The 18878-nt window shown below is 40.4% G+C and carries 20 protein-coding genes; 9 read left to right on the top strand and 11 right to left on the bottom strand.

What is annotated here, in order from left to right:
• Nucleotides 1-8: 8 nt before the first annotated feature.
• The 7 genes from GTH25_RS17135 to GTH25_RS17105 all read left to right on the top strand — a co-directional run bounded on the left by GTH25_RS17135 (nt 9) and on the right by GTH25_RS17105 (nt 7129).
• Entirely contained in the window at nt 9-1061 is a 1053-nt protein-coding gene (locus GTH25_RS17135) for a sialidase family protein (protein ID WP_075671197.1), read from the top strand.
• Nucleotides 1062-1081: 20 nt separating this feature from the next.
• Nucleotides 1082-2056 carry a tripartite tricarboxylate transporter substrate binding protein gene (locus GTH25_RS17130; RefSeq protein ID WP_223672646.1) on the top strand — a complete coding sequence of 325 codons (975 nt, stop codon included), beginning with the start codon at nt 1082-1084 and terminating at the stop codon, nt 2054-2056.
• Nucleotides 2057-2117: 61 nt separating this feature from the next.
• The gene (locus GTH25_RS17125; protein WP_075671202.1) at nt 2118-2579 is read left to right on the top strand and encodes a tripartite tricarboxylate transporter TctB family protein; all 462 of its coding nucleotides are present in this window, start codon (nt 2118-2120) and stop codon (nt 2577-2579) included.
• A 19-nt stretch (nt 2580-2598) separates the two neighbouring features.
• Nucleotides 2599-4116 (top strand): tripartite tricarboxylate transporter permease, encoded by a 1518-nt coding sequence (locus GTH25_RS17120; protein WP_075671204.1) that lies wholly within the window; start codon nt 2599-2601, stop codon nt 4114-4116.
• 53 nt (nt 4117-4169) lie between these two features.
• Nucleotides 4170-5174 carry a LacI family DNA-binding transcriptional regulator gene (locus GTH25_RS17115; protein ID WP_075671206.1) on the top strand — a complete coding sequence of 335 codons (1005 nt, stop codon included), beginning with the start codon at nt 4170-4172 and terminating at the stop codon, nt 5172-5174.
• 71 nt (nt 5175-5245) lie between these two features.
• The gene (locus GTH25_RS17110) at nt 5246-6343 is read left to right on the top strand and encodes a Fic family protein (RefSeq protein WP_075671208.1); all 1098 of its coding nucleotides are present in this window, start codon (nt 5246-5248) and stop codon (nt 6341-6343) included.
• Between the two features lie 195 nt (nt 6344-6538).
• A complete protein-coding gene (locus GTH25_RS17105; protein ID WP_075671210.1) occupies nt 6539-7129 on the top strand; it encodes a DUF4291 domain-containing protein in 591 nt (196 codons plus the stop codon).
• 50 nt (nt 7130-7179) lie between these two features.
• Here the strand turns inward: GTH25_RS17105 and metF are convergent, their stop codons facing one another.
• Nucleotides 7180-8079, bottom strand: coding sequence for a methylenetetrahydrofolate reductase (gene metF, locus GTH25_RS17100; RefSeq protein ID WP_075671212.1), 900 nt, complete (start codon nt 8077-8079; stop codon nt 7180-7182).
• Nucleotides 8080-8357: 278 nt separating this feature from the next.
• Between metF and GTH25_RS17095 the strand changes: the two genes are divergently transcribed.
• Nucleotides 8358-8717: a DUF488 domain-containing protein gene (locus GTH25_RS17095; protein WP_075671214.1), complete on the top strand. Its 360-nt coding sequence runs from the start codon at nt 8358-8360 to the stop codon at nt 8715-8717.
• Nucleotides 8718-8834: 117 nt separating this feature from the next.
• Here GTH25_RS17095 and glpD read toward each other — a convergent pair whose 3' ends face one another.
• The 6 genes from glpD to gntX form a co-directional block, all read right to left on the bottom strand.
• Nucleotides 8835-10328 carry a glycerol-3-phosphate dehydrogenase gene (gene glpD, locus GTH25_RS17090; RefSeq protein ID WP_075671216.1) on the bottom strand — a complete coding sequence of 498 codons (1494 nt, stop codon included), beginning with the start codon at nt 10326-10328 and terminating at the stop codon, nt 8835-8837.
• Between the two features lie 310 nt (nt 10329-10638).
• Nucleotides 10639-11397, bottom strand: a complete 759-nt coding sequence (locus GTH25_RS17085; RefSeq protein WP_006534541.1) for a DeoR/GlpR family transcriptional regulator — start codon at nt 11395-11397, stop codon at nt 10639-10641.
• 38 nt (nt 11398-11435) lie between these two features.
• Nucleotides 11436-12275 (bottom strand): rhomboid family intramembrane serine protease GlpG, encoded by an 840-nt coding sequence (gene glpG / locus GTH25_RS17080; RefSeq protein ID WP_075671218.1) that lies wholly within the window; start codon nt 12273-12275, stop codon nt 11436-11438.
• A gap of 19 nt (nt 12276-12294) precedes the next feature.
• The gene (gene glpE, locus GTH25_RS17075; protein ID WP_075671220.1) at nt 12295-12621 is read right to left on the bottom strand and encodes a thiosulfate sulfurtransferase GlpE; all 327 of its coding nucleotides are present in this window, start codon (nt 12619-12621) and stop codon (nt 12295-12297) included.
• Nucleotides 12622-12800: 179 nt separating this feature from the next.
• On the bottom strand, nt 12801-13379 hold the full coding sequence (gene nfuA / locus GTH25_RS17070; protein ID WP_075671222.1) for a Fe-S biogenesis protein NfuA: 579 nt from the start codon (nt 13377-13379) through the stop codon (nt 12801-12803).
• 60 nt (nt 13380-13439) lie between these two features.
• Nucleotides 13440-14132, bottom strand: a complete 693-nt coding sequence (gene gntX, locus GTH25_RS17065) for a DNA utilization protein GntX (RefSeq protein ID WP_075671224.1) — start codon at nt 14130-14132, stop codon at nt 13440-13442.
• Nucleotides 14133-14169: 37 nt separating this feature from the next.
• On the opposite strand from gntX, the gene bioH reads away from it, so the two are divergent.
• Nucleotides 14170-14943: a pimeloyl-ACP methyl ester esterase BioH gene (bioH, locus tag GTH25_RS17060; RefSeq protein ID WP_099659209.1), complete on the top strand. Its 774-nt coding sequence runs from the start codon at nt 14170-14172 to the stop codon at nt 14941-14943.
• A 59-nt stretch (nt 14944-15002) separates the two neighbouring features.
• On the opposite strand, the gene GTH25_RS17055 is transcribed toward bioH, so the two are convergent.
• The 4 genes from GTH25_RS17055 to feoB form a co-directional block, all read right to left on the bottom strand.
• On the bottom strand, nt 15003-15449 hold the full coding sequence (locus tag GTH25_RS17055; RefSeq protein ID WP_075671228.1) for an OsmC family protein: 447 nt from the start codon (nt 15447-15449) through the stop codon (nt 15003-15005).
• 190 nt (nt 15450-15639) lie between these two features.
• On the bottom strand, nt 15640-16098 hold the full coding sequence (locus GTH25_RS17050) for an OsmC family protein (protein WP_075671230.1): 459 nt from the start codon (nt 16096-16098) through the stop codon (nt 15640-15642).
• A 185-nt stretch (nt 16099-16283) separates the two neighbouring features.
• The gene (locus GTH25_RS17045; RefSeq protein ID WP_159242130.1) at nt 16284-16514 is read right to left on the bottom strand and encodes a FeoC-like transcriptional regulator; all 231 of its coding nucleotides are present in this window, start codon (nt 16512-16514) and stop codon (nt 16284-16286) included.
• Between the two features lie 19 nt (nt 16515-16533).
• The gene (gene feoB, locus GTH25_RS17040) at nt 16534-18861 is read right to left on the bottom strand and encodes a Fe(2+) transporter permease subunit FeoB (RefSeq protein ID WP_075671234.1); all 2328 of its coding nucleotides are present in this window, start codon (nt 18859-18861) and stop codon (nt 16534-16536) included.
• Nucleotides 18862-18878: the final 17 nt, after the last annotated feature.

Here is an 18878-nt window from a genome sequence, read left to right as displayed (position 1 = left end):
GTAGGAATATGCCTTTCGTGATGAAGGAAACCCAGTTTGTGCTTGATAATGCACATTCACTTTTTAATCACTGCCATGCTTCAACGATTGTGCGTGTGCCTAACTCTGAGCGTTTGTTAACCGCTTTTTTTGCTGGCGATAAAGAAGGTAGCGGTAATACCGCTATCTGGCTAGTGGTGAAAGAGGGTGAACATTGGCAACACGCTCAACCTGTTGTTAAAAATCCGGGTGTTGCGCACTGGAATCCAGTTTTACATGTTGACCCATCAACAGGTAATATCTGGCTGTTTTATAAAACGGGTCCCGACGTACATAGTTGGACAACCCAATACGTTATCTCGAAGGATGGCGGAAATAGCTGGAGTTTACCGAGTGAATTGGTTTCTGGTGATGTAGCACCTAGAGGTCCTGTGAAAAATAAAGTGTTAGTGATGTCGAATGGCGAGTGGTTGGCACCAGGGTCGGTTGAGGATGACCAGTTCTGGGATGCGTTTGTCGATATTTCGAGTGACAACGGTCAACACTGGTTGCGAGTAGATATTCCAATTGAACATCATAAAGGTGAGCAAGCGGAACATGAAATCTGGCAGGGTTTAAAGGACGATGCCTTATGGGAGACTGATCTACAACGCGTTTTTCAATGGGATGGCGTGATACAGCCAACACTATGGGAATCCCGGCCTGGGCATGTGCATGCCATGATGCGGAGTACGCGCGGTACTATTTATCGTAGCGATTCAACGGATTATGGGCGCAGTTGGTGTCCAGCTTATGCAACAATATTACCAAATAATAATAGCGGCATTGATGTCGTCTCCTTCGCAGATGGTCAACTGGCATTGGTGTATAACCCGAACTCAGGTAACTGGAGTCGTCGTTATCCTATTTCTGTCAGTCTTTCATCCGATAATGGCAGTACTTGGTCTGAACCATTCGATTTACTCGATGGGGAAGGCGAATTTTCATATCCGGCTATTATTGCTGAAAACAATACCCTACACGTGACCTTTACTTGGAATCGAAAAAACATTGTTTATCAGCAACTAATGGCTACTCAATAAAAATGTGGAGAAAGGGTTTTATGAAAAAGAGTCTACTCGCAGCGTTGGCGATTACGATGACACTGGGCATGGGGAACGCAGTTGCCCAACAGTTAACGTATCCTACAAAAAATATTGATGTTGTCATCCCGAAAAACCCGGGCGGTGGTACTGATACTTCTGCACGTACTATCATTGAATTTGCAAAAGATGTGATGCCAGCTGGACGTATTTTCGTTCCTGTGAATAAGCCTGCTGGTAATGGTTTAACGGGTCTGATTGAAGTGGCTAATGCACGCCCAGATGGCACGAAGTTAGTGATGACAACCGTTGAATTGGCGATGTTCCCACACCAAGGAAAATCACCAGTTACTTATAAAGATTTTACCCCAATCGCAACAACTATCGCTGATCCAGTGGTGTTAGTTGTTAATGCAGAATCACCTTATACCACGTTACAAGAGTTTATTGAGGGTGCGAAAGCGAACCCGGGTAAACTGAAAGTCGGTAACTCAGGTATGGGGGCTATTTATCACTTAGCTGGCGTTAATATCGAACGTACCACTGGTGCTAAATTTAACCATATCCCTTACAACGAAGGTACAGGCCCTTCAATTGCTGCTTTAGTGGGCAACCACATCGATGGCGTATTAACAACTCCGGGTGCAGTTAAATCTCAAGTTGATGCCGGTATTCTACGTGTTCTTGGTGTAATGGATGAGCGTCGTTTCCCATTATTCCCAGCCGTACCGACTTTCAAAGAAGCATTGAAATTAGATACTAACGTGAAAATGCGTGCTTGGGCTGTATTAGCAACAACCGCTAATGTGCCTGATAACGTGAAGAAAGAGTTAGTTGATGCATTCTCTGAAGTAGTTCAAAAACCCGAATACCAAGAAGCACTGAAAAAACAAGGTATCATGCCTGTGTTTATTACGGGTGATGATGCTTACCAAATGATGAAAGAAGACCACGAGATGTATGCTGAGTTAATTGCAGCAACCCTGAAAAAATAACTTTTCTAATATTATAAACCACCCTACCTGTTACGGCAGGTAGGGTCGGGGAGATCCCGACATGACAAAAATCAATACAATCATCGGTGCGATTTCAGTGGCTTTCGGGGCACTAATTATCTATCTCTCCCGTGATATGAGCATGTTTGATGATTATGGTGTGCCTGGGGAGCGTTTTTGGCCTTATGGTCTTGCCATCTTATTTATTTTACTGGGGATTTTTCAATGGATTAGTATCGTGGTTGATAAAATCAAACATGTACATAAGTCTGTTGACCTGAGTTCTACTGCAGTTAAACGCGCTTATGGTTTAGGCATCTTTATGTTGGTCTATGCCACTGGTCTGCACTTTTTTGGCTTTATTATTCCGTCACTGCTTCTTATCCCGGTCATTATGTGGCTGATGAATGAAAGAAAACCTATTGCACTGGTTGTTATTCCGGTTGTGATGGTTGCCGCCGTTTATGTCTTTTTTGACATTATCTTTAATTCACCTCTGCCAACCTCCGTCTTTTTTGAATAAGCGGTAAAGGAGCTTTGAGATGGAAATACTAGACGCTTTAATGGTCGTTTTCACTCTGGAAACGATAACGATGATCCTGTTAGGGGTATTCGCGGGTATTATTATCGGCGCATTACCGGGCCTAACAGTAAATATGGGGATTGCATTACTTCTCCCATTAACTTACTCCTTCCAAGGAATGACAGGGATCCTCCTATTATTAGGAATGTATTGTGGTGCCGTTTACGGTGGCTCAATTACTGCGATATTGATTAGTACGCCGGGTACTCCCGCTTCTGCTGCAACGGTATTGGATGGTTATCCAATGGCGAAAAAAGGTGAAGCAGGACGCGCGCTGGGTTTATCTACGATGGGTTCTATGTTTGGGGGGATCTTTAGTACGATTGCCCTGATTGTAATAGCGCCTCAATTAGCAAAAGTGGCAACAGGTTTCTCTGCCGCTGAATATTTTGCACTCGCGGTATTTGGCATAAGTATTATTACCAGTGTATCATCGCAATCCATTGTGAAAGGATTGATGGGCGGTGCGATAGGTTTAGCGATTGCAACAATTGGACTTGATCCAATGACATCTGGGCCTCGATTCACCTTTGATACTGTGTACCTAATGGGTGGGGTTTCATTTATCCCTATCTTGGTTGGTTTGTTCGCTTTCTCTCAAGGCTTGATCAGTTTTGAAGAAGAGTATCGTGAGCGCAAACAAAAGAAGAGTGAAAAAATTAATGCGCGTATTCACCGTGTATTACCGACATGGGCTGATTTTAAACGTGTGTTACCGACTTATTTCCGTTCATCTGCTATTGGTACAACGATTGGCGCAATTCCGGGAACGGGTGGAGATATCTCATCATTTATCTCTTATAACGAAGCAAAACGTTGGTCTAAACACCCTGAAGAGTTTGGTCACGGTTCACCAGAAGGTGTTTCTGCACCAGAAGCCGGTGCAAACTCAGTAACAGGCGGAACCATGGTGCCTTTAATGACTTTAGGTATTCCGGGTGATGGCGCAACCGCCATTATCATGGGTGCATTTATGGTTCAGGGATTGGCATTAGGGCCTCAGCTCTTTACTGACAATCCAGTTGAAGTTAACAGCATCTTTATTGGCTTGATGATGGCGAATATTTTCCTCGGTATCTTAGGTTTCTTATGTATGAAACTCTTTGTTCGAGTGATGGATGTTCCGCGTCGCGTATTAGTACCAATTATCTTTGTATTATGTAGTGTAGGTGCTTATTCTGTGAACCATAGTATCATTGATGTATTCGTGATGATGGGAGCAGGGTTACTCGCTTACATTATGATTAAGCTCGATTTCTCTATGTCTCCTGTGGTTATCGGGATTATTTTAGGGCCGATGGCGGAATCAAATTTACGTCGTGCTTTAATGATGTCTCAGGGTGATTTATCTATTCTGTATACACGCCCAATTACTGCGACATTCTTAGGTATTGCGATACTAACGTTGATCCTACCCATTATTGGACCTTCGTTAAAAGCAATGTGGAAGAAATACCGAGCTAAGCCTGCTCAGTAAAGGTTAACTGGCCCTCATCATCAAGGTGAGGGCAATATCAATATGGAATATTAATGGCAAAAACAGTTGAACAGATTGCAAATGACCTGAATTTGTCTATTACCACAGTCAGATTGGTATTAAATGGCAAAGGTGATCAATACCGTATCAGTGCAAAAACGCAAAAAAAGATCGCGGACTATGTTGAGGTGTTTGGTTATACCGTCAATCATGCGGCTAGAAGTTTAAAGCTTAATAAAACAGATACCTACGGATTGGTTATCCCTCGCCTTTCTAACCCATTCTTCGCCGCTTTGGCTGAAAAATTAGAGATGCATTGTCACCAAATTGGTTGTCAGCTAACGATTAGTTGTACCTATGGTGATATCAAAAATGAGAATAAACTCGTTAAATCAATGGATGAGCGTAATGTTGATGGTATTTTCATTGTGTCATCAAGCCGTAAAAATCAGCTACATCATGTGAAGCATCGCCAAAAACCATTGGTTTTTTTAGATAGAGATTTCTCTGTCAGTGAGGCTATTTGTGTCGCTTCAGATAACTGTGACAGTGGTGCTCAACTAACAAGAGCGATGATAAAGCTAGATGCGCCAATTCATTTTTTTGCGGGTGATGCATTATTACCCACCATCGCAGCGCGTTTGCGCGGTTATGTGCAAGCTATAAAAGGACATTATGGTGATGATAACCGAGTGACTGTCTCTTATGCTGAGCATAATACAACCAAAGATGGTGAGCTGATGATGAAACAGTATTTAGAGCAACATCAGCAAATACCCTCTCATTTTATTGCCTCATCATTGCCTATTCTTGAAGGTTTATTGAGTGTTATTCGTCAGCGTGAAGGAAGTATTCCGGCTCATCTTCATATTGGTACCTTCGATGATCATGTGATGCTCAGTTTTTTACCTAATAATGTGTGGTCAATGAAGCAAGATGAAGCTTTATTGGTCGAAAAAGCTTTTGAAATCATGTCTGCAAAGATAGCAGGCACCGCAGTTAAATCCCCTGCATTAATAAAAACACAGCTTATCGAGCGCCTAATTTCTACTCAGTGAGTCAATTAAACCGCTTATTCGCCTCACTTTTTGAGTAGAATAGAGTTTATATTTGACTCATGAGGTGATTTATGTGGATTTGGCAACATTCAAACAGGACTCATTTCAGATTTAACAACAATACCGTGATCCCTTTACTTATTGATACTCGTTTTGTTCAAGGGATGCTCTATGGCCAAAGCCAAATGTTGCCTGAAAACAGTACATCTGCCTTAGATTCTATTTTGGCAAATATTATTTATTCGAGTGATATTGAAGGTGAAAAGCTAAATGTATTTTCTGTGCGCTCTTCACTAGCGACTCGCTTAGGTATTGTAGAAGAGAAAACATATCCAACTGATGAAAAATCAGAGGGTTTTGTGCGAGCTGCATTAGATGCTATTAATAACTTAGATGAACCATTAACTCAGGAACGTTTATTTCAATGGCATAGTCTATTGTTTCCTGAAGGACATTCTATTTTAAATCCTATTACTTCAGGGAAATACCGAACAGGTATTGTTCAGGTCGTTTCAGGTAAAAGAATTGATAAACCTATTGTACATTTTGAAGCTCCGCCACCTGAATCAATAGAAACTGAGATGGCATTATTTTTGGATTGGTTTAATAAAACAAGAGTTCATTATGAGCCTAATTTGATTATCAGAGCGGCTATTGCCCATCTGTGGTTTTTAACTATTCATCCATTTGAAGATGGAAATGGGCGAATAGGCAGACTTATTATGGATTTAGCATTAGCTCAAGCTGAAAATAAAACAGTCAGATTATATGCGATGTCAAAAACGATTAATGAGCATCGCCAAGAATATTATGACGTCATCGAAAATACCCAAAAAGGTGATGGTGATATTACATTATGGCTTCAATGGTTTTTACAAATGCTTCAATTATCTATTTTGGAAGCTACACATGAAATTGATAAGACAGTAAGAGCAACTAAATATTGGCAAACCCATGATCAAGCGTTGTTGTCGCCAGAGCAATCAAAAGTTATCAATAGAATGCTTCAAGGGGATTTTGTCGATGGAATTAATAATAGTCAATATAAGAGTGTGGCAAAAGTAAGTCGAGCAAGTGCAACAAGACATTTAGCATTTCTTGTTGAGCAGGGTTTTTTAGCAGACAGTGGGGCTGGCGGGCGAAGTGTGAGATATCTTTTACAAGACTAAATTATTATTATTTAGCCACAATAGGAACATTAGTCTGCTCGTTTTATTGTTATTCTTTTTTTTACTTTTATAAATGAGCGCTACTCTACTTATCTCGTTTTAACAAAAATAGGGGCTCTTGATTATCTGCAATCAGAGGCTCATAATTTAAGCGGATAGTTCCATTTTATTAATATAAAAGGATATTAAAGAAAGATGAACGATGATGTTGACCGATGTCCTGAGTGTGAAGTAAGGGCATATTATACGAATGATTTTGTTCGTGTTTATCAAGCCTATTCAAATACTATTGCTCAGAGCGCAGTCGCAAACGGAACATTTGTTTCGCCCCCTTTTAGTATGACCCGTATGACTTGGGTAAAACCTTCCTTTCTTTGGATGATGTACCGTTCTGGTTGGGGACGTAAAGACGCTAATCAAGCTTCTATTCTTGCGGTTGATATTACGCATGAAGGCTTTCAAGAGATGCTGACACAAGGTGTTGTGAGTCATTTTGATCCAGACCGCTATACTACTGCTGAAGCTTGGAAAGAAGCGTCAGAAACCAGTAATATCCGCATTCAGTGGGATCCTGAACGTGATATTTATTTGAATCGACTCAGTTATCGTACCATCCAAATTGGTTTGCGAGATCAAGCAGTTGAAAAATATTGCAAAGAGTGGATTGTGAATATTACGGATATTACCGATAAGGTACGTAAAATTGATGCTTGTATTGCTAATGGTGATCTCGACACCGCATACAGCCTATTACCGGTAGAAAAACCGTATCACTTTGGTGAGTAATTCATCAAGATGTCACCCCGCTTAATTGGCGGGGTAATTGTAAGATTGGATCAGGCTTTCACAAGTTCAGGACGAACACCTAACGTATGGCAAATAGCATAGGTTAATTCTGAACGATTAAGTGTATAAAAATGGAAGTCTTTGACTCCTTCACGGCTTAAAATCTTCACCATATCAATAGCAATTGAAGCACCTACCAGACTACGGGTTTCAGGATCGTTATCTAACCCATCAAACATTTTATGCATCCAACCCGGAATTTTTACATTGGTTAAACCTGCAAAGCGTTTTAGTTGTTTAAAATTCGTGACCGGTAAAATTCCCGGCACAATCTCAACATCAATACCCGTTGAAACACAGCGATCACGAAAACGTAAATAGCTTTCGACATCAAAGAAAAATTGCGTGATCGCGCGATTTGCTCCCGCATCTACTTTTCTTTTTAAGTTAATTAAATCGGCTTGTGCACTTTTGGCTTCAGGATGCACTTCAGGATAAGCCGCAACAGAGATATCAAAATCACCTACACCTTTGAGTAAGTGAACTAAATCTGTAGCGTACATATCGGGTTTTTGAGTGTTATCTGGCAAATCGCCTCGTAAGGCAACAATATGGCGGATGCCGCTTTGCCAATAATCTTGCGCGATATGTTGTAGCTCTTCACGGCTAGCATCAACGCAAGTTAAATGCGGTGCGGCTTCTAATCCTGTGCGCTCTTTAATTCCTTTAATAATCGAGTGCGTTCTATCTCGCTCGCCTGAGTTTGCACCATAAGTCACAGAAACAAAACTCGGTTTTAAGGTATTTAAGCGCGCAAGAGATTGCCAAAGAGTATTTTCCATCTCTTCGGTACGAGGCGGGAAAAACTCAAAGGAAACTTGGATCTGGCCATCAAGTTCGGCAAGATTTTGATTTAATGCTTCATGTTGGCTTGCGTGATAAAAGCTCATACCTGTACCTCATCAATCATGTCACTGTGTTGTTATTCTTATTTAAGTATCACTACTTATTTACCCATCTAACCATTTAGACGTCTAGATGTAGATTCTCTTAATTCGGTTATTTAGTCAACAACTATTCACCCTGTTTTTGATGAGGATAATTCAATAGAAATGAGAGAAAACTTCATGTTGAAAAGGGCTCTATGATGAAAATGAGTGTATTGAGAGGCCAATTCTCTCATTTTTCTTCTACAATAAAGCTAACTAACGTATTGATGAGGGGCGAAATGATCACTTGTAAACGTGTTTATGATGATAAAAACGGTGAGCATGAAGGTTATCGTGTGTTAGTCGATAGGCTATGGCCAAGGGGCGTGAAAAAAACAGACTTTCATTATGATGAATGGAATAAAGGTGTCGCGCCTTCGACTGAATTACGAAAATGGTTTCATGGCGGAGGGGGAGATTTTACTGAATTCACGCAACGTTATACGCAAGAATTAATGGCTACACCTGAGCATTGGCGACCTCTTCTTGTAATAGCAAAAGAGCAACCGCTAGTATTACTTTATTCAGGTAAAGATAAGCAACAAAATAATGCAACCGTGTTAAAAGCTTTTCTAGAAAAACAGTTAGCACACTGTTAATCATGAATAATTTGAGCGTTTTGGTAAAAAAAAGCAAAAAAAAGTGGCGCGGTATTAGGCGCCACAAAAATTGCTAATAAAAACATCGAACAGAGTCAGAGAATATTTTTACTACTCTTATGCAGTGTGTGTATTTGCCACTAACCATTGACTAATACGTTGTTTTTGTTCGTCATTTAGCCACATGCCGAGTTTGGTACGACGCCAAATAGCATCATCAACTTCGATAACCCACTCATGTTTCACTAAATAACGTAATTCTGCTTCATACAGATTATGACCGAAGTTTTCACCCATACCTGCTAAATCAGTAATACCTTCAAGCAGTAATTCAGTGTTGCTACCGTAAGTGCGAGCAAAACGCAGTGCCAGTGCTTCTGGTAACCAAGGGTGACGTTGACGGATTAAACGTGAATAACCATCACGATCACAACCTTCTAAATTACCGCCTGGTAATTGACCATTTTTAGTCCACGGTTTACCCATGTTAGGGAAGTAAGCAACAAGTTTATCAACAGCGTGCTCACCTAATTTACGATAAGTCGTTAATTTACCACCAAATACAGATAACAGTGGTGTTTGACCATTATCATCATGTACATCTAAGGTGTAGTCACGGGTAATCGCTTGTGGTGAATCTGATTCATCGTCACATAATGGACGCACGCCAGAGTAATCCCAAACCACATCTTCTTTCGTTAACTGCTTCTTAAAGTGATCGTTATAGACTTTCAGTAAATACTGAATTTCGTTGTCATCAATAGCGACATCTTTAGGATCACCGTTGTATTCAACATCCGTAGTACCGATGATAGAGAACTCATCCATCCAAGGAATAACGAAAACAATACGGTTATCTTCGTTTTGTAAAATATAAGCTTGTGGTTCGTTATGAGCGCGAGGAATAACAATATGGCTACCTTTAATTAAGCGGATGCCATAAGGTGATTTCAGTTTTAAGCCTTCATCAAACAAGGTTTTAACCCAAGGGCCTGCTGCGTTTACTAAGGCTTTCGCTTGGTAGAGAGATGTTTCACCAGTACGTAAATCTTGTGCTTCTACCATCCATAAATTATTTTCACGCCAAGCACGGGTTACTTTTGTGCGAGTGCGCACTTCACCACCACGACGGACGATTTCTTGTGCGTTGAGCACCACTAAACGTGCATCATCAACCCAGCAGTCTGAGTATTCAAAACCGCGTGTTAATTCTGGTTTTAAAACAGAGTTTGCACCGAATTTAATGCCTTTACTGCTTGGTAGGCTGACACGTTTTCCTAAATGATCATAAAGGAATAGACCAATACGGATCATCCAAGCTGGGCGTAAGTGTGGCTGATGTGGCAGGCGAAAGCGCATTGGAAATGCGATATGTGGTGCTAAGCGTAATAATACTTCACGCTCCGCCAGTGCTTCGCTAACTAAGCGAAACTCATAATGTTCTAGATAACGTAAGCCACCATGAATAAGTTTAGAGCTCGCGGAAGATGTCGCACTTGCTAAGTCTTGAGCTTCCAGCATAAGTACTGAAAGGCCTCGGCCAGCTGCATCCGCCGCAATTCCAGCGCCGTTTATTCCGCCGCCGATGACAATCAAGTCTTGAGTTTTCATAACATCCTCCTACGAATGCGCGAAACAATTCTTTAATGTTCGTTTTCGCTCATAATTGTAATGAAGTTTGATGAAAATGCCAACTATATAACTGATAAAAAACATAACCGCGTGATATGGATAACAATTTATTATCATATCCACATGTTTTGTGGGTTTATTAAAAATAAACAACATTGTTAATGTGTTAATAAAAAAAGAGAGTCGGTATATCAGAAAAGAGAGCAAATAGAGTGAGTTAACTTGATTTTAGTAGAAAATAGGCGAAAAAAAAGTACCTAAGAAGGTACTTTTTGAGGAATTTATTCAGTTAACATAATTCGAGTTGAACGTTGTGTTGCTCAACAATTTTTTGGATCCCTGCTGGTGGTTCTTGATCGGTAAATAAGTAGTCGATCAAATTCATATTGCCTAAATTCACCATTGCATTACGACCAAACTTAGAATGGTCAGTCACCAACATTACACAGCGTGAGTTTTCGATAATTGCGCGTTTAGTTCGAACTTCATGGTAATCAAACTCAAGTAGAGAACCATCCATATCGATGCCACTTATCCCTAAAATACCGTAGTCAAGACGGAATTGAGAGATAAAATCAAGTGTGGCTTCACCGACGATGCCACCATCTCGTGTACGCACTTCACCACCTGCAAGAATTAAGCGAAAGTCTTCTTTGCCCATCAGTAACGTTGCCACATTGAGATTGTTGGTCACGATACGTAGGTTTTTGTGGTTAATTAAAGCATGCGCAACGGCTTCAGGTGTTGTACCGATATCAATGAACAGTGTTGCACCATCAGGAATTAAGCTTGCGACTCGTTGTGCTATACGTGATTTTTCATCAGACCACATGATTTTACGATCATGATAAGCCGTATTCACTGAGCTTGAAGGTAATGCAGCACCACCGTGATGACGTTGGATTTTGTTCTTTTCCGCTAATTCGTTTAAATCACGTCGGATTGTCTGTGGGCTGACTTCAAAATGCTCCACCAATTCTTCAGTGCTGACATAGCCTTGTAGGCGTACCAGTTCAATGATGGCATCATGTCGTTGCGTTTGCTTCACAGGTATCCCCTAATGTTAAAAATATCATGTTAATTTTATTATGATCTACGAGATAATTGATGTCGATTATCCCACAAAGCCATCAATAAGCCGATAAGGAAGCCTGCAAAATGTGCAGTATTTCCGATAGAGTCACCTAAAACGCCCATGTAACCCGCAACAATCCACAAAATCGAAAAGCCGATTAAGCCTGTTGGAGCACCAATACCTTTTTCTGGATTACGTATTCCTGTTAAGCCTACATAACCAATTAATGCGTAAACAACACCAGAAAGCCCACCAAAATTAGAGTCTGTGAATAGTGATTGTGCCCAATTACTAAAGAGCGCAGAAACGAGCATGATGACAAATAATTTACCCGTACCTAATCGTTGCTCTGTTTGACTTGCGAGATACCACCACATCGCAAGGTTAAAGGCAATGTGCATGAGTGAGAAGTGAACAAACGCAGGAGTGATGTAGCGCCAAACTTCAAAGTTCAGGCTCTCTTTATAAGGCCACGCCAGATGGAGCATAACGTTATAATCGCCTACGACTTGTTGCCAAATAAAAATAAGGACACATAAAATGACCACCAGCACCGTTAATGGGCCTGAGCGTTGCACCATATTTTTTATCGAAAAGGCAGGACGATATTTTATACCCGTGTTTTTCGGATCACCGGTTTGCCAACTTGCTGCTTGGTAACGTGGGTGAAAAGGCTCACGTAAAAAAGTATTTAGTTCTTTTTCAACCATATCCAACTGATGTTGGTCTTCTAACCAAAGTGAGATCTGTTGATTTTCATTTTTTGCGTGAATTCGCACACCTTTTGTTGTCATATAATTGACAAACAAATCAGCAGCTTGAGGGTTAGAAAGCGTAATAATGTGGATCATTAACAAAACTCATCTGTAGTTATTGCAGAGAAGTTATCGCTTGTGGAAACTCTCTTAGCCATGCTTCAAAACCCCCATTGATACTATAAACGGTTTCAAAGCCCATATTGACCAGATATTGAGCTGCGCCTTGGCTGCTATGACCGTGATAACACATCACCATCACAGGAACATCAAAGTCAGCATCTTGTAAAAATTGGTTTAGCGTATCATTGGTGAGATGAAATGCGCCGGTAGCATGACCAATGCGGTAACTCTGAGGATCTCTAACATCAACTAAGATTGCTGATTGAGATGCCCAGAATTGATAGGCTTGTTCAATGCTGAGAAACTGAAACTTATCCATAATTGTCTTATTTATTATATTGTTAATTGATTTATTTGTTCTGAGCGAGAGAACGATACATTTATCATAACGTCAAATGAGTAAAGATGACGTTACACTTTGTAAATCATTATTTTAATAAACAAATCCCCCATGATATCAGTGCAGGTGAGTATCATAGGGGATGTGATACAGAGAGATCAGTAGTAGGAGTGTTCGCCGCGTTGGTGTTCAGTTAAATCTTTCACACCTTTCAATTCACCTGGGAACTGGTTTAACAGCTCTTTTTCGATACCATCTTTTAATGTGACATCAATCATGGAACAACCGTTACAGCCACCACCAAATTGTAAGATAGCATAACCATCTTCAGTGATTTCCATCAGACTAACGCGACCACCATGACCGGCTAATTGTGGATTAATTTGTGATTGCAGTACGTATTCAACGCGTTCAATTAACGGTGCATCAGCATCGACTTTACGCATTTTTGCGTTAGGTGCTTTCAGCGTTAATTGTGAGCCCAGTTGGTCAGTGACAAAGTCAATCTCCGCATCTTCTAAGAAAGGAGCGCTGATGTCATCAACATACGCAGAAAGTTTTTCGAACTTAATTTCAGTATCGTTTGGCTCTACGGCATCAGGTGGGCAGTATGAAACGCCACATTCAGCATTAGGTGTACCTGGATTGATAACGAATACACGAATTTGGGTGTTGGGTTCTTGGTTAGCCAGTAGTTTGGCAAAATGCGCCTGTGCGGCATCAGTAATAATAATCATATCGTCTTGCTCAATAGTTGACTGTTCTGGTTGGTTATCATACGCCCAATTGGCGGTTAACTACAAGGTTCGGCAAATCGCCCATACCTCAACAGAGCGTGCTCCCGCACGAAATAACAAGGGTACAATGCTCTTTAATGTCGCGCCTGTAGTGATAACATCATCAATTAGTGCCAGATTTTTCCCTGATACCGACACTGTGTTATTTAATACAAATGCATTCTTTAAATTTTGTTGCCTTTGTTTGGCATTAAGATGCGTTTGCACCAGTGTAGCACGAGTTCTTATCAGGGTATCCGGTTGATAAGCACAATTTAGCCACCTTGCCAAAGGCTTAGCGATAGCTTCTACTTGCTCAAAGCCTCTAGACCAACGGCGATGATGATGCGAAGGAACGCTAATAATTCTGTCAGGTTTTTGCACCAAATTTTCTCGCCGATGTGAAAGCCATCGCAATAGAAAAAGTCGTGCAAGACATAAAGCTATTTGAGGGCGAGGTTGGTATTTATAAAGGTGTAATAATTTATTTAATGGCGGTTGATAGTCCGTGACTGTCAACATGTGTTTCCATAATGGAGGCGATTGCAAGCAGTGTCCACAAAGCATCATAGAGTGAGATGAGGGATATAAACAGCATGGGCAGCGGTTATGCTGTTTAGGTAAATGTCGAATACAACTCGAACAAATACCTTTAGTATCATAATGTAAGGGTTGGCGACATAACCAACAATATCCTGCTATTGTTATCCACATAATGAAAATCCCTGTACTAAGAGAAGAGAGCATAACAATGAATAAATTGTATTGGCAGACAATGGGTGAAGGAAAAACGCATCTTGTGCTATTACACGGGTGGGGATTGAATGCAGAGGTCTGGCAATCATTAATACCGCGACTAAGCTCGCACTTTACACTGCATCTTGTTGATCTCCCAGGATATGGTCGTAGCCAAGGTTTTCCTGTTCTCACATTAAAAGAGATGGCTGACATTGTTTTTGCTAAAGCTCCTGATAATGCCATTTGGTTAGGATGGTCTTTAGGTGGATTAGTCGCTAGTCGTGTTGTTTTAGATAATCCCAATAATGTGCAAGCGCTGATTACAGTGGCTTCTTCACCTTGTTTTGGTGCTCATGAGGATTGGCCGGGTATCAAACCTGAAGTGTTAAAAGGGTTTGAGCAGCAGTTAAACGAGAATTTTCATCGTACAGTTGAACGTTTTTTAGCACTACAAACATTGGGTACGCAAAGTGCGCGTGAAGATATGAAGGCATTAAAGTCAGTAGTATTAGAGCAGCCACTGCCTTCTGTCGAAGTACTTAATGGTGGACTAGAAATTTTGCGTACTGAGGATTTACGAGAAGAGTTAAAAACGTTGAATTGCCCTTTTATTCGTTTTTACGGCTATTTAGATGGTTTAGTTCCTCGGAAAGTGGCTGGGTTATTAGATGCTATTTATCCACATTCACCTTCTGTTATTTTCCGTAATGCGGCTCATGCGCCTTTTATTTCACATCCAGATGAATTTACTCAAGCGCTAATTGAGGCTTGTAATATTCGTTCGTGATTATCTTAAAGATCTGCCTTTATTTAAATTAAGGGCAGATTTCTTTATGCAGATATTATTTATTCAATTTCAACAAAAGTATGAAAGATAGGGGCATTTTTGATGGTATCTGAAAGTGGACAAGTGTGTTCAATAAAATTAATAAATGTCTGTATTTCCTCTTTTGTATTATCAGCTTGAATAAAATAATGTGTTGAAATACGACTTAAACCGATTTTTACACGCTTATTCTTTCCCATATATCCATCAGGATCGATCTCACCTTTCATCTCAATACGGATATTTTTAAGGTTAATACGGTGAAGCCGTGCAAAACTCTTAGCAACAATTCCTTTACAGGCGCCAATTGAGGCGAGTAACGCTTCAATTGGATTAACACCACTGTCTTCCCCCCCATAAGCAACAGGCTCATCAATAATTAACGTAAATTGTCGTGAAGCACATTGCATTTGTAAGGGAGAAGATGCGTCATTAGTGATAACAGATGAAAACTCAATAATTGGCATAATATTATCCTTTAAAAAGGGAATGTTATTTTTATCATCCAATAAGTGATATTACTTATCATGCCAATTAAGCGTAGGTTATAGCCTAAAAATAGCGAGTTTAGAGCACATTTTTCGATAAAGTTAATTCTTATTTTATGTCAGCTGTAACAATGCCGCCCTTTTATTAAGGGCAGCAATGACGACATGATTATGCGATTACGTTTTCGAGATGAAATGACGTTTCTAGGATCGGTGCATTTTTTATTGTGTCTGCAACAGGGCAAGTGCGTTCAATAAAAGCGATAAATGCAGCGATCTCTTCCTCACTATTATCTGCTTCAATAAAGAACTCGGTCGTAATTTTGCTAAAACCAATTTTGGCTTCTTTATTTTTTCCGGTAAAACCATCGGTATCTAATTCGCCTCTGACTTCAATGCGAATATTTTTAAGATTAATTTGGTGCATACGTGCAAAGCTTTTTGCCACGATACCTTTACAAGCACCTAGTGTACCTAATAGTGCTTCCACAGGGTTCATTGCACTGTCTTTACCTCCCAGTGATACAGGTTCATCAAGTAAAAATTGAAATTGGCGCGACGCGCATTGCATTTGTAATCTGCCTTGCTCGCCTGTGGTGATCGTTGATGAAAATTCAGTTATTGGCATAATTTTTATATTCTTATAAAGTGAAATTAAATAGACGTCTTTACGTCTATAGTTAATGGATTATGCCGTGATAGTTAGGAAAGTAAATCATTAAATAGGAAGATGAAAATGATTCACCTTGTGCATTAGATAAAAAAATCCCCTACACAAAGTAAGGGATTTTCATGATGGTATTTATCAATTTGTTAGGTTATTTGATAAAGCTTTGTCTGGCAGGCGGTGGCTTCTGGGCAACTTTTACAGCTACCCGTAAGACAATCCTCGACATCGACTTCTTGAAGCTTACCCATTAATGTGAGCCGCTCTAACATTGCTTGCACCAACGGTTCAGGCATATTGAGTTGATGGCTGATAAGACGGGCATCGGCTCGACCATTAAGGGCGATACAATCACGTACTTCTATCAAACTGGCCATCTTACTTTTCCTTTGTCACTTAGTGACAGCTACCTTTTGAACAACATTGTTTAGCCAATGATGGCTTATTGCTTAAGTTAATTGTTAGACGATTACGAGCATTACGCAACAAGATAAATAGAATTAAGTTAAATATCACAACCGCAGCAATGGTGATTGTACTGCTTTGTGGATGCTCGCTAAAGGTTGCGACTTGATAGAACAGCGCAGCCAGTGAGTAAGCAATATTTAATCCCCAAAGAATAGAGAAGGTCATCCAGCCACGACTGGTTTCACGAGCAATAGCACCCATTACTGAAACACAAGGTACATACAGTAAAACAAAGATTAAGTAGCTATAAGCAGCAATGCCTGAGCCAAATTTAGCACCCATGGTTCCCATTGTGCCAGTATCCATTTCACCATCACCTTTACTAGCTTCAATTGGGTTAGAAAGTGCAGCTAAAGTGAAGGTCTCTTTTAAGCTATCCCATGTTTCACCAAAGGCATCACCAATTTCTCCCCATAGGTCGAATTCTTCAGGGTCAAATGGCTCATTAACAATGCTTTCTGCGGTATAGAGGGTATTTAATGTTCCCACAACCACTTCTTTTGCCATCGCCCCAGTAACTAAACCAACCGTTGCTTGCCAGTTATCATTGTGAACACCAATAGGTTGCAGTAATGGTGTGATCACTTTACTGACAGACGCTAATGCAGAATCATTGATGTTATCCGCTGGTTTACCAGAGAAGGTAAAGCTATTTAGCGCACCAATAAACATACTCGCAATAATGATGACTTTACCTGCACGTACAACGAAACCTTTTAGACGTTGCCATGTTTGCATGAGTAACGTTTTTAGGTGAGGAACGTGATAAACAGGCAGTTCCATCACGAAAGGTGACGCTTCACCGCGCATAATGGTGTGTTTTAGTAGTAAGCCTGTGAGGATAGCAACCACAATACCGAGAAGATAAAGTGAGAAAACAATACTCGCACCATTTTTACCAAAGAAAGCTGCCGCAAATACCGCAAAGATAGCTAAACGAGCACCACAAGACATAAACGGTGCCATTAATACCGTGATTAATCGTTCTCTTGGTGCATCAAGAGTACGCGCACCCATAATAGAAGGTACGTTACAACCAAAACCGACAATCAGTGGTACGAATGATTTACCCGGTAACCCCAGAGCCTGCATCAATCTATCCATAACAAACGCAGCGCGAGCCATATAACCCGAGTCTTCAAGGATAGATAAAAAGAGATACATCATCCCGATTTGTGGCACTAATGGAAGAACCGTATTGATACCACCACCGACACCTTGAGCAAGGAAAATTGTCAGCCATTCAGGGAAGTTAAAAGTTGCACCAATCCATTGAATACCATGAATAAAGATAGCTTCAGAGCCACCTTCAAAAGCAGGTTGTAATGCACCACCGATATTAATTGCGAGTACGAACATTAAATACATGACAAATAGGAAGATAGGCACGCCTAACCAACGGTTTAATATCACTTTATCGATATTTTGTGTCAGGATATTGGGCTTAATGGACTCCATATTAATCACGGCATGACAGATGCGCTCAATATTTTGATAACGGGCATCAGCAATGACTAATTCTGGTTCATTATTATGTTCATCTTGAATTCGTTGACGAATGGCTTTGATATCTTCACTGGTGATTTGAGCGCGTTGATGGGTATAGATATCCCCTTCTAAACACTGTAATGCCATCCAACGACGTTGCTGTAAATTAAACTCATCATGATTAATTTTTTCAGCAAGTGTCTCGACTTCATTTAATAACCATAGTGGATAAGAAGTCAGTAATTCTTGTGGTTTTTTCTTTTCAGCAGGGAAGGTATCAATGGCTTCTTTGAGTTTATCAATACCAGATGCTTTGGTTGAAATCATCGGAATAACAGGGCAACCCAGTTGCTCTGAAAGTGCGTTGATATCAATTTGCATATCTTGGTGTTCTGCAATATCGAGCATGTTTAATGCCACAATACATGGAATGCCAAGCTCAAGCAGTTGCAATGTCAAATAGAGGTTACGCTCAAGATTTGATGCATCAACCACATTAATCAGCATGTCTGCTTCATTACTTAAAATGAAATGGCAGGCAATTTGCTCATCAAGAGATGTCTGTTCTGAAATTGTCGTTAAAGAGTAAGTCCCGGGTAAATCGACGAGCTCAATTTTATGATTTGCAGTAGTGAAACGACCAACTTTGCGTTCGACCGTTACACCTGCCCAGTTACCCACACGCTGACGAGAGCCTGTTAACTGATTAAAGAGTGTTGTTTTACCGGCATTGGGATTGCCGATAAGGCCTATAGTGAGAGGAGTCATAATAGTGATGCCAATAG

The sequence above is a fragment of the Proteus terrae subsp. cibarius genome, from assembly GCF_011045835.1.
Classification (GTDB): domain Bacteria; phylum Pseudomonadota; class Gammaproteobacteria; order Enterobacterales; family Enterobacteriaceae; genus Proteus; species Proteus cibarius.
Note: the sequence above shows the minus strand (reverse complement) of the source record. Positions and strands in the feature narration are given on the sequence as shown.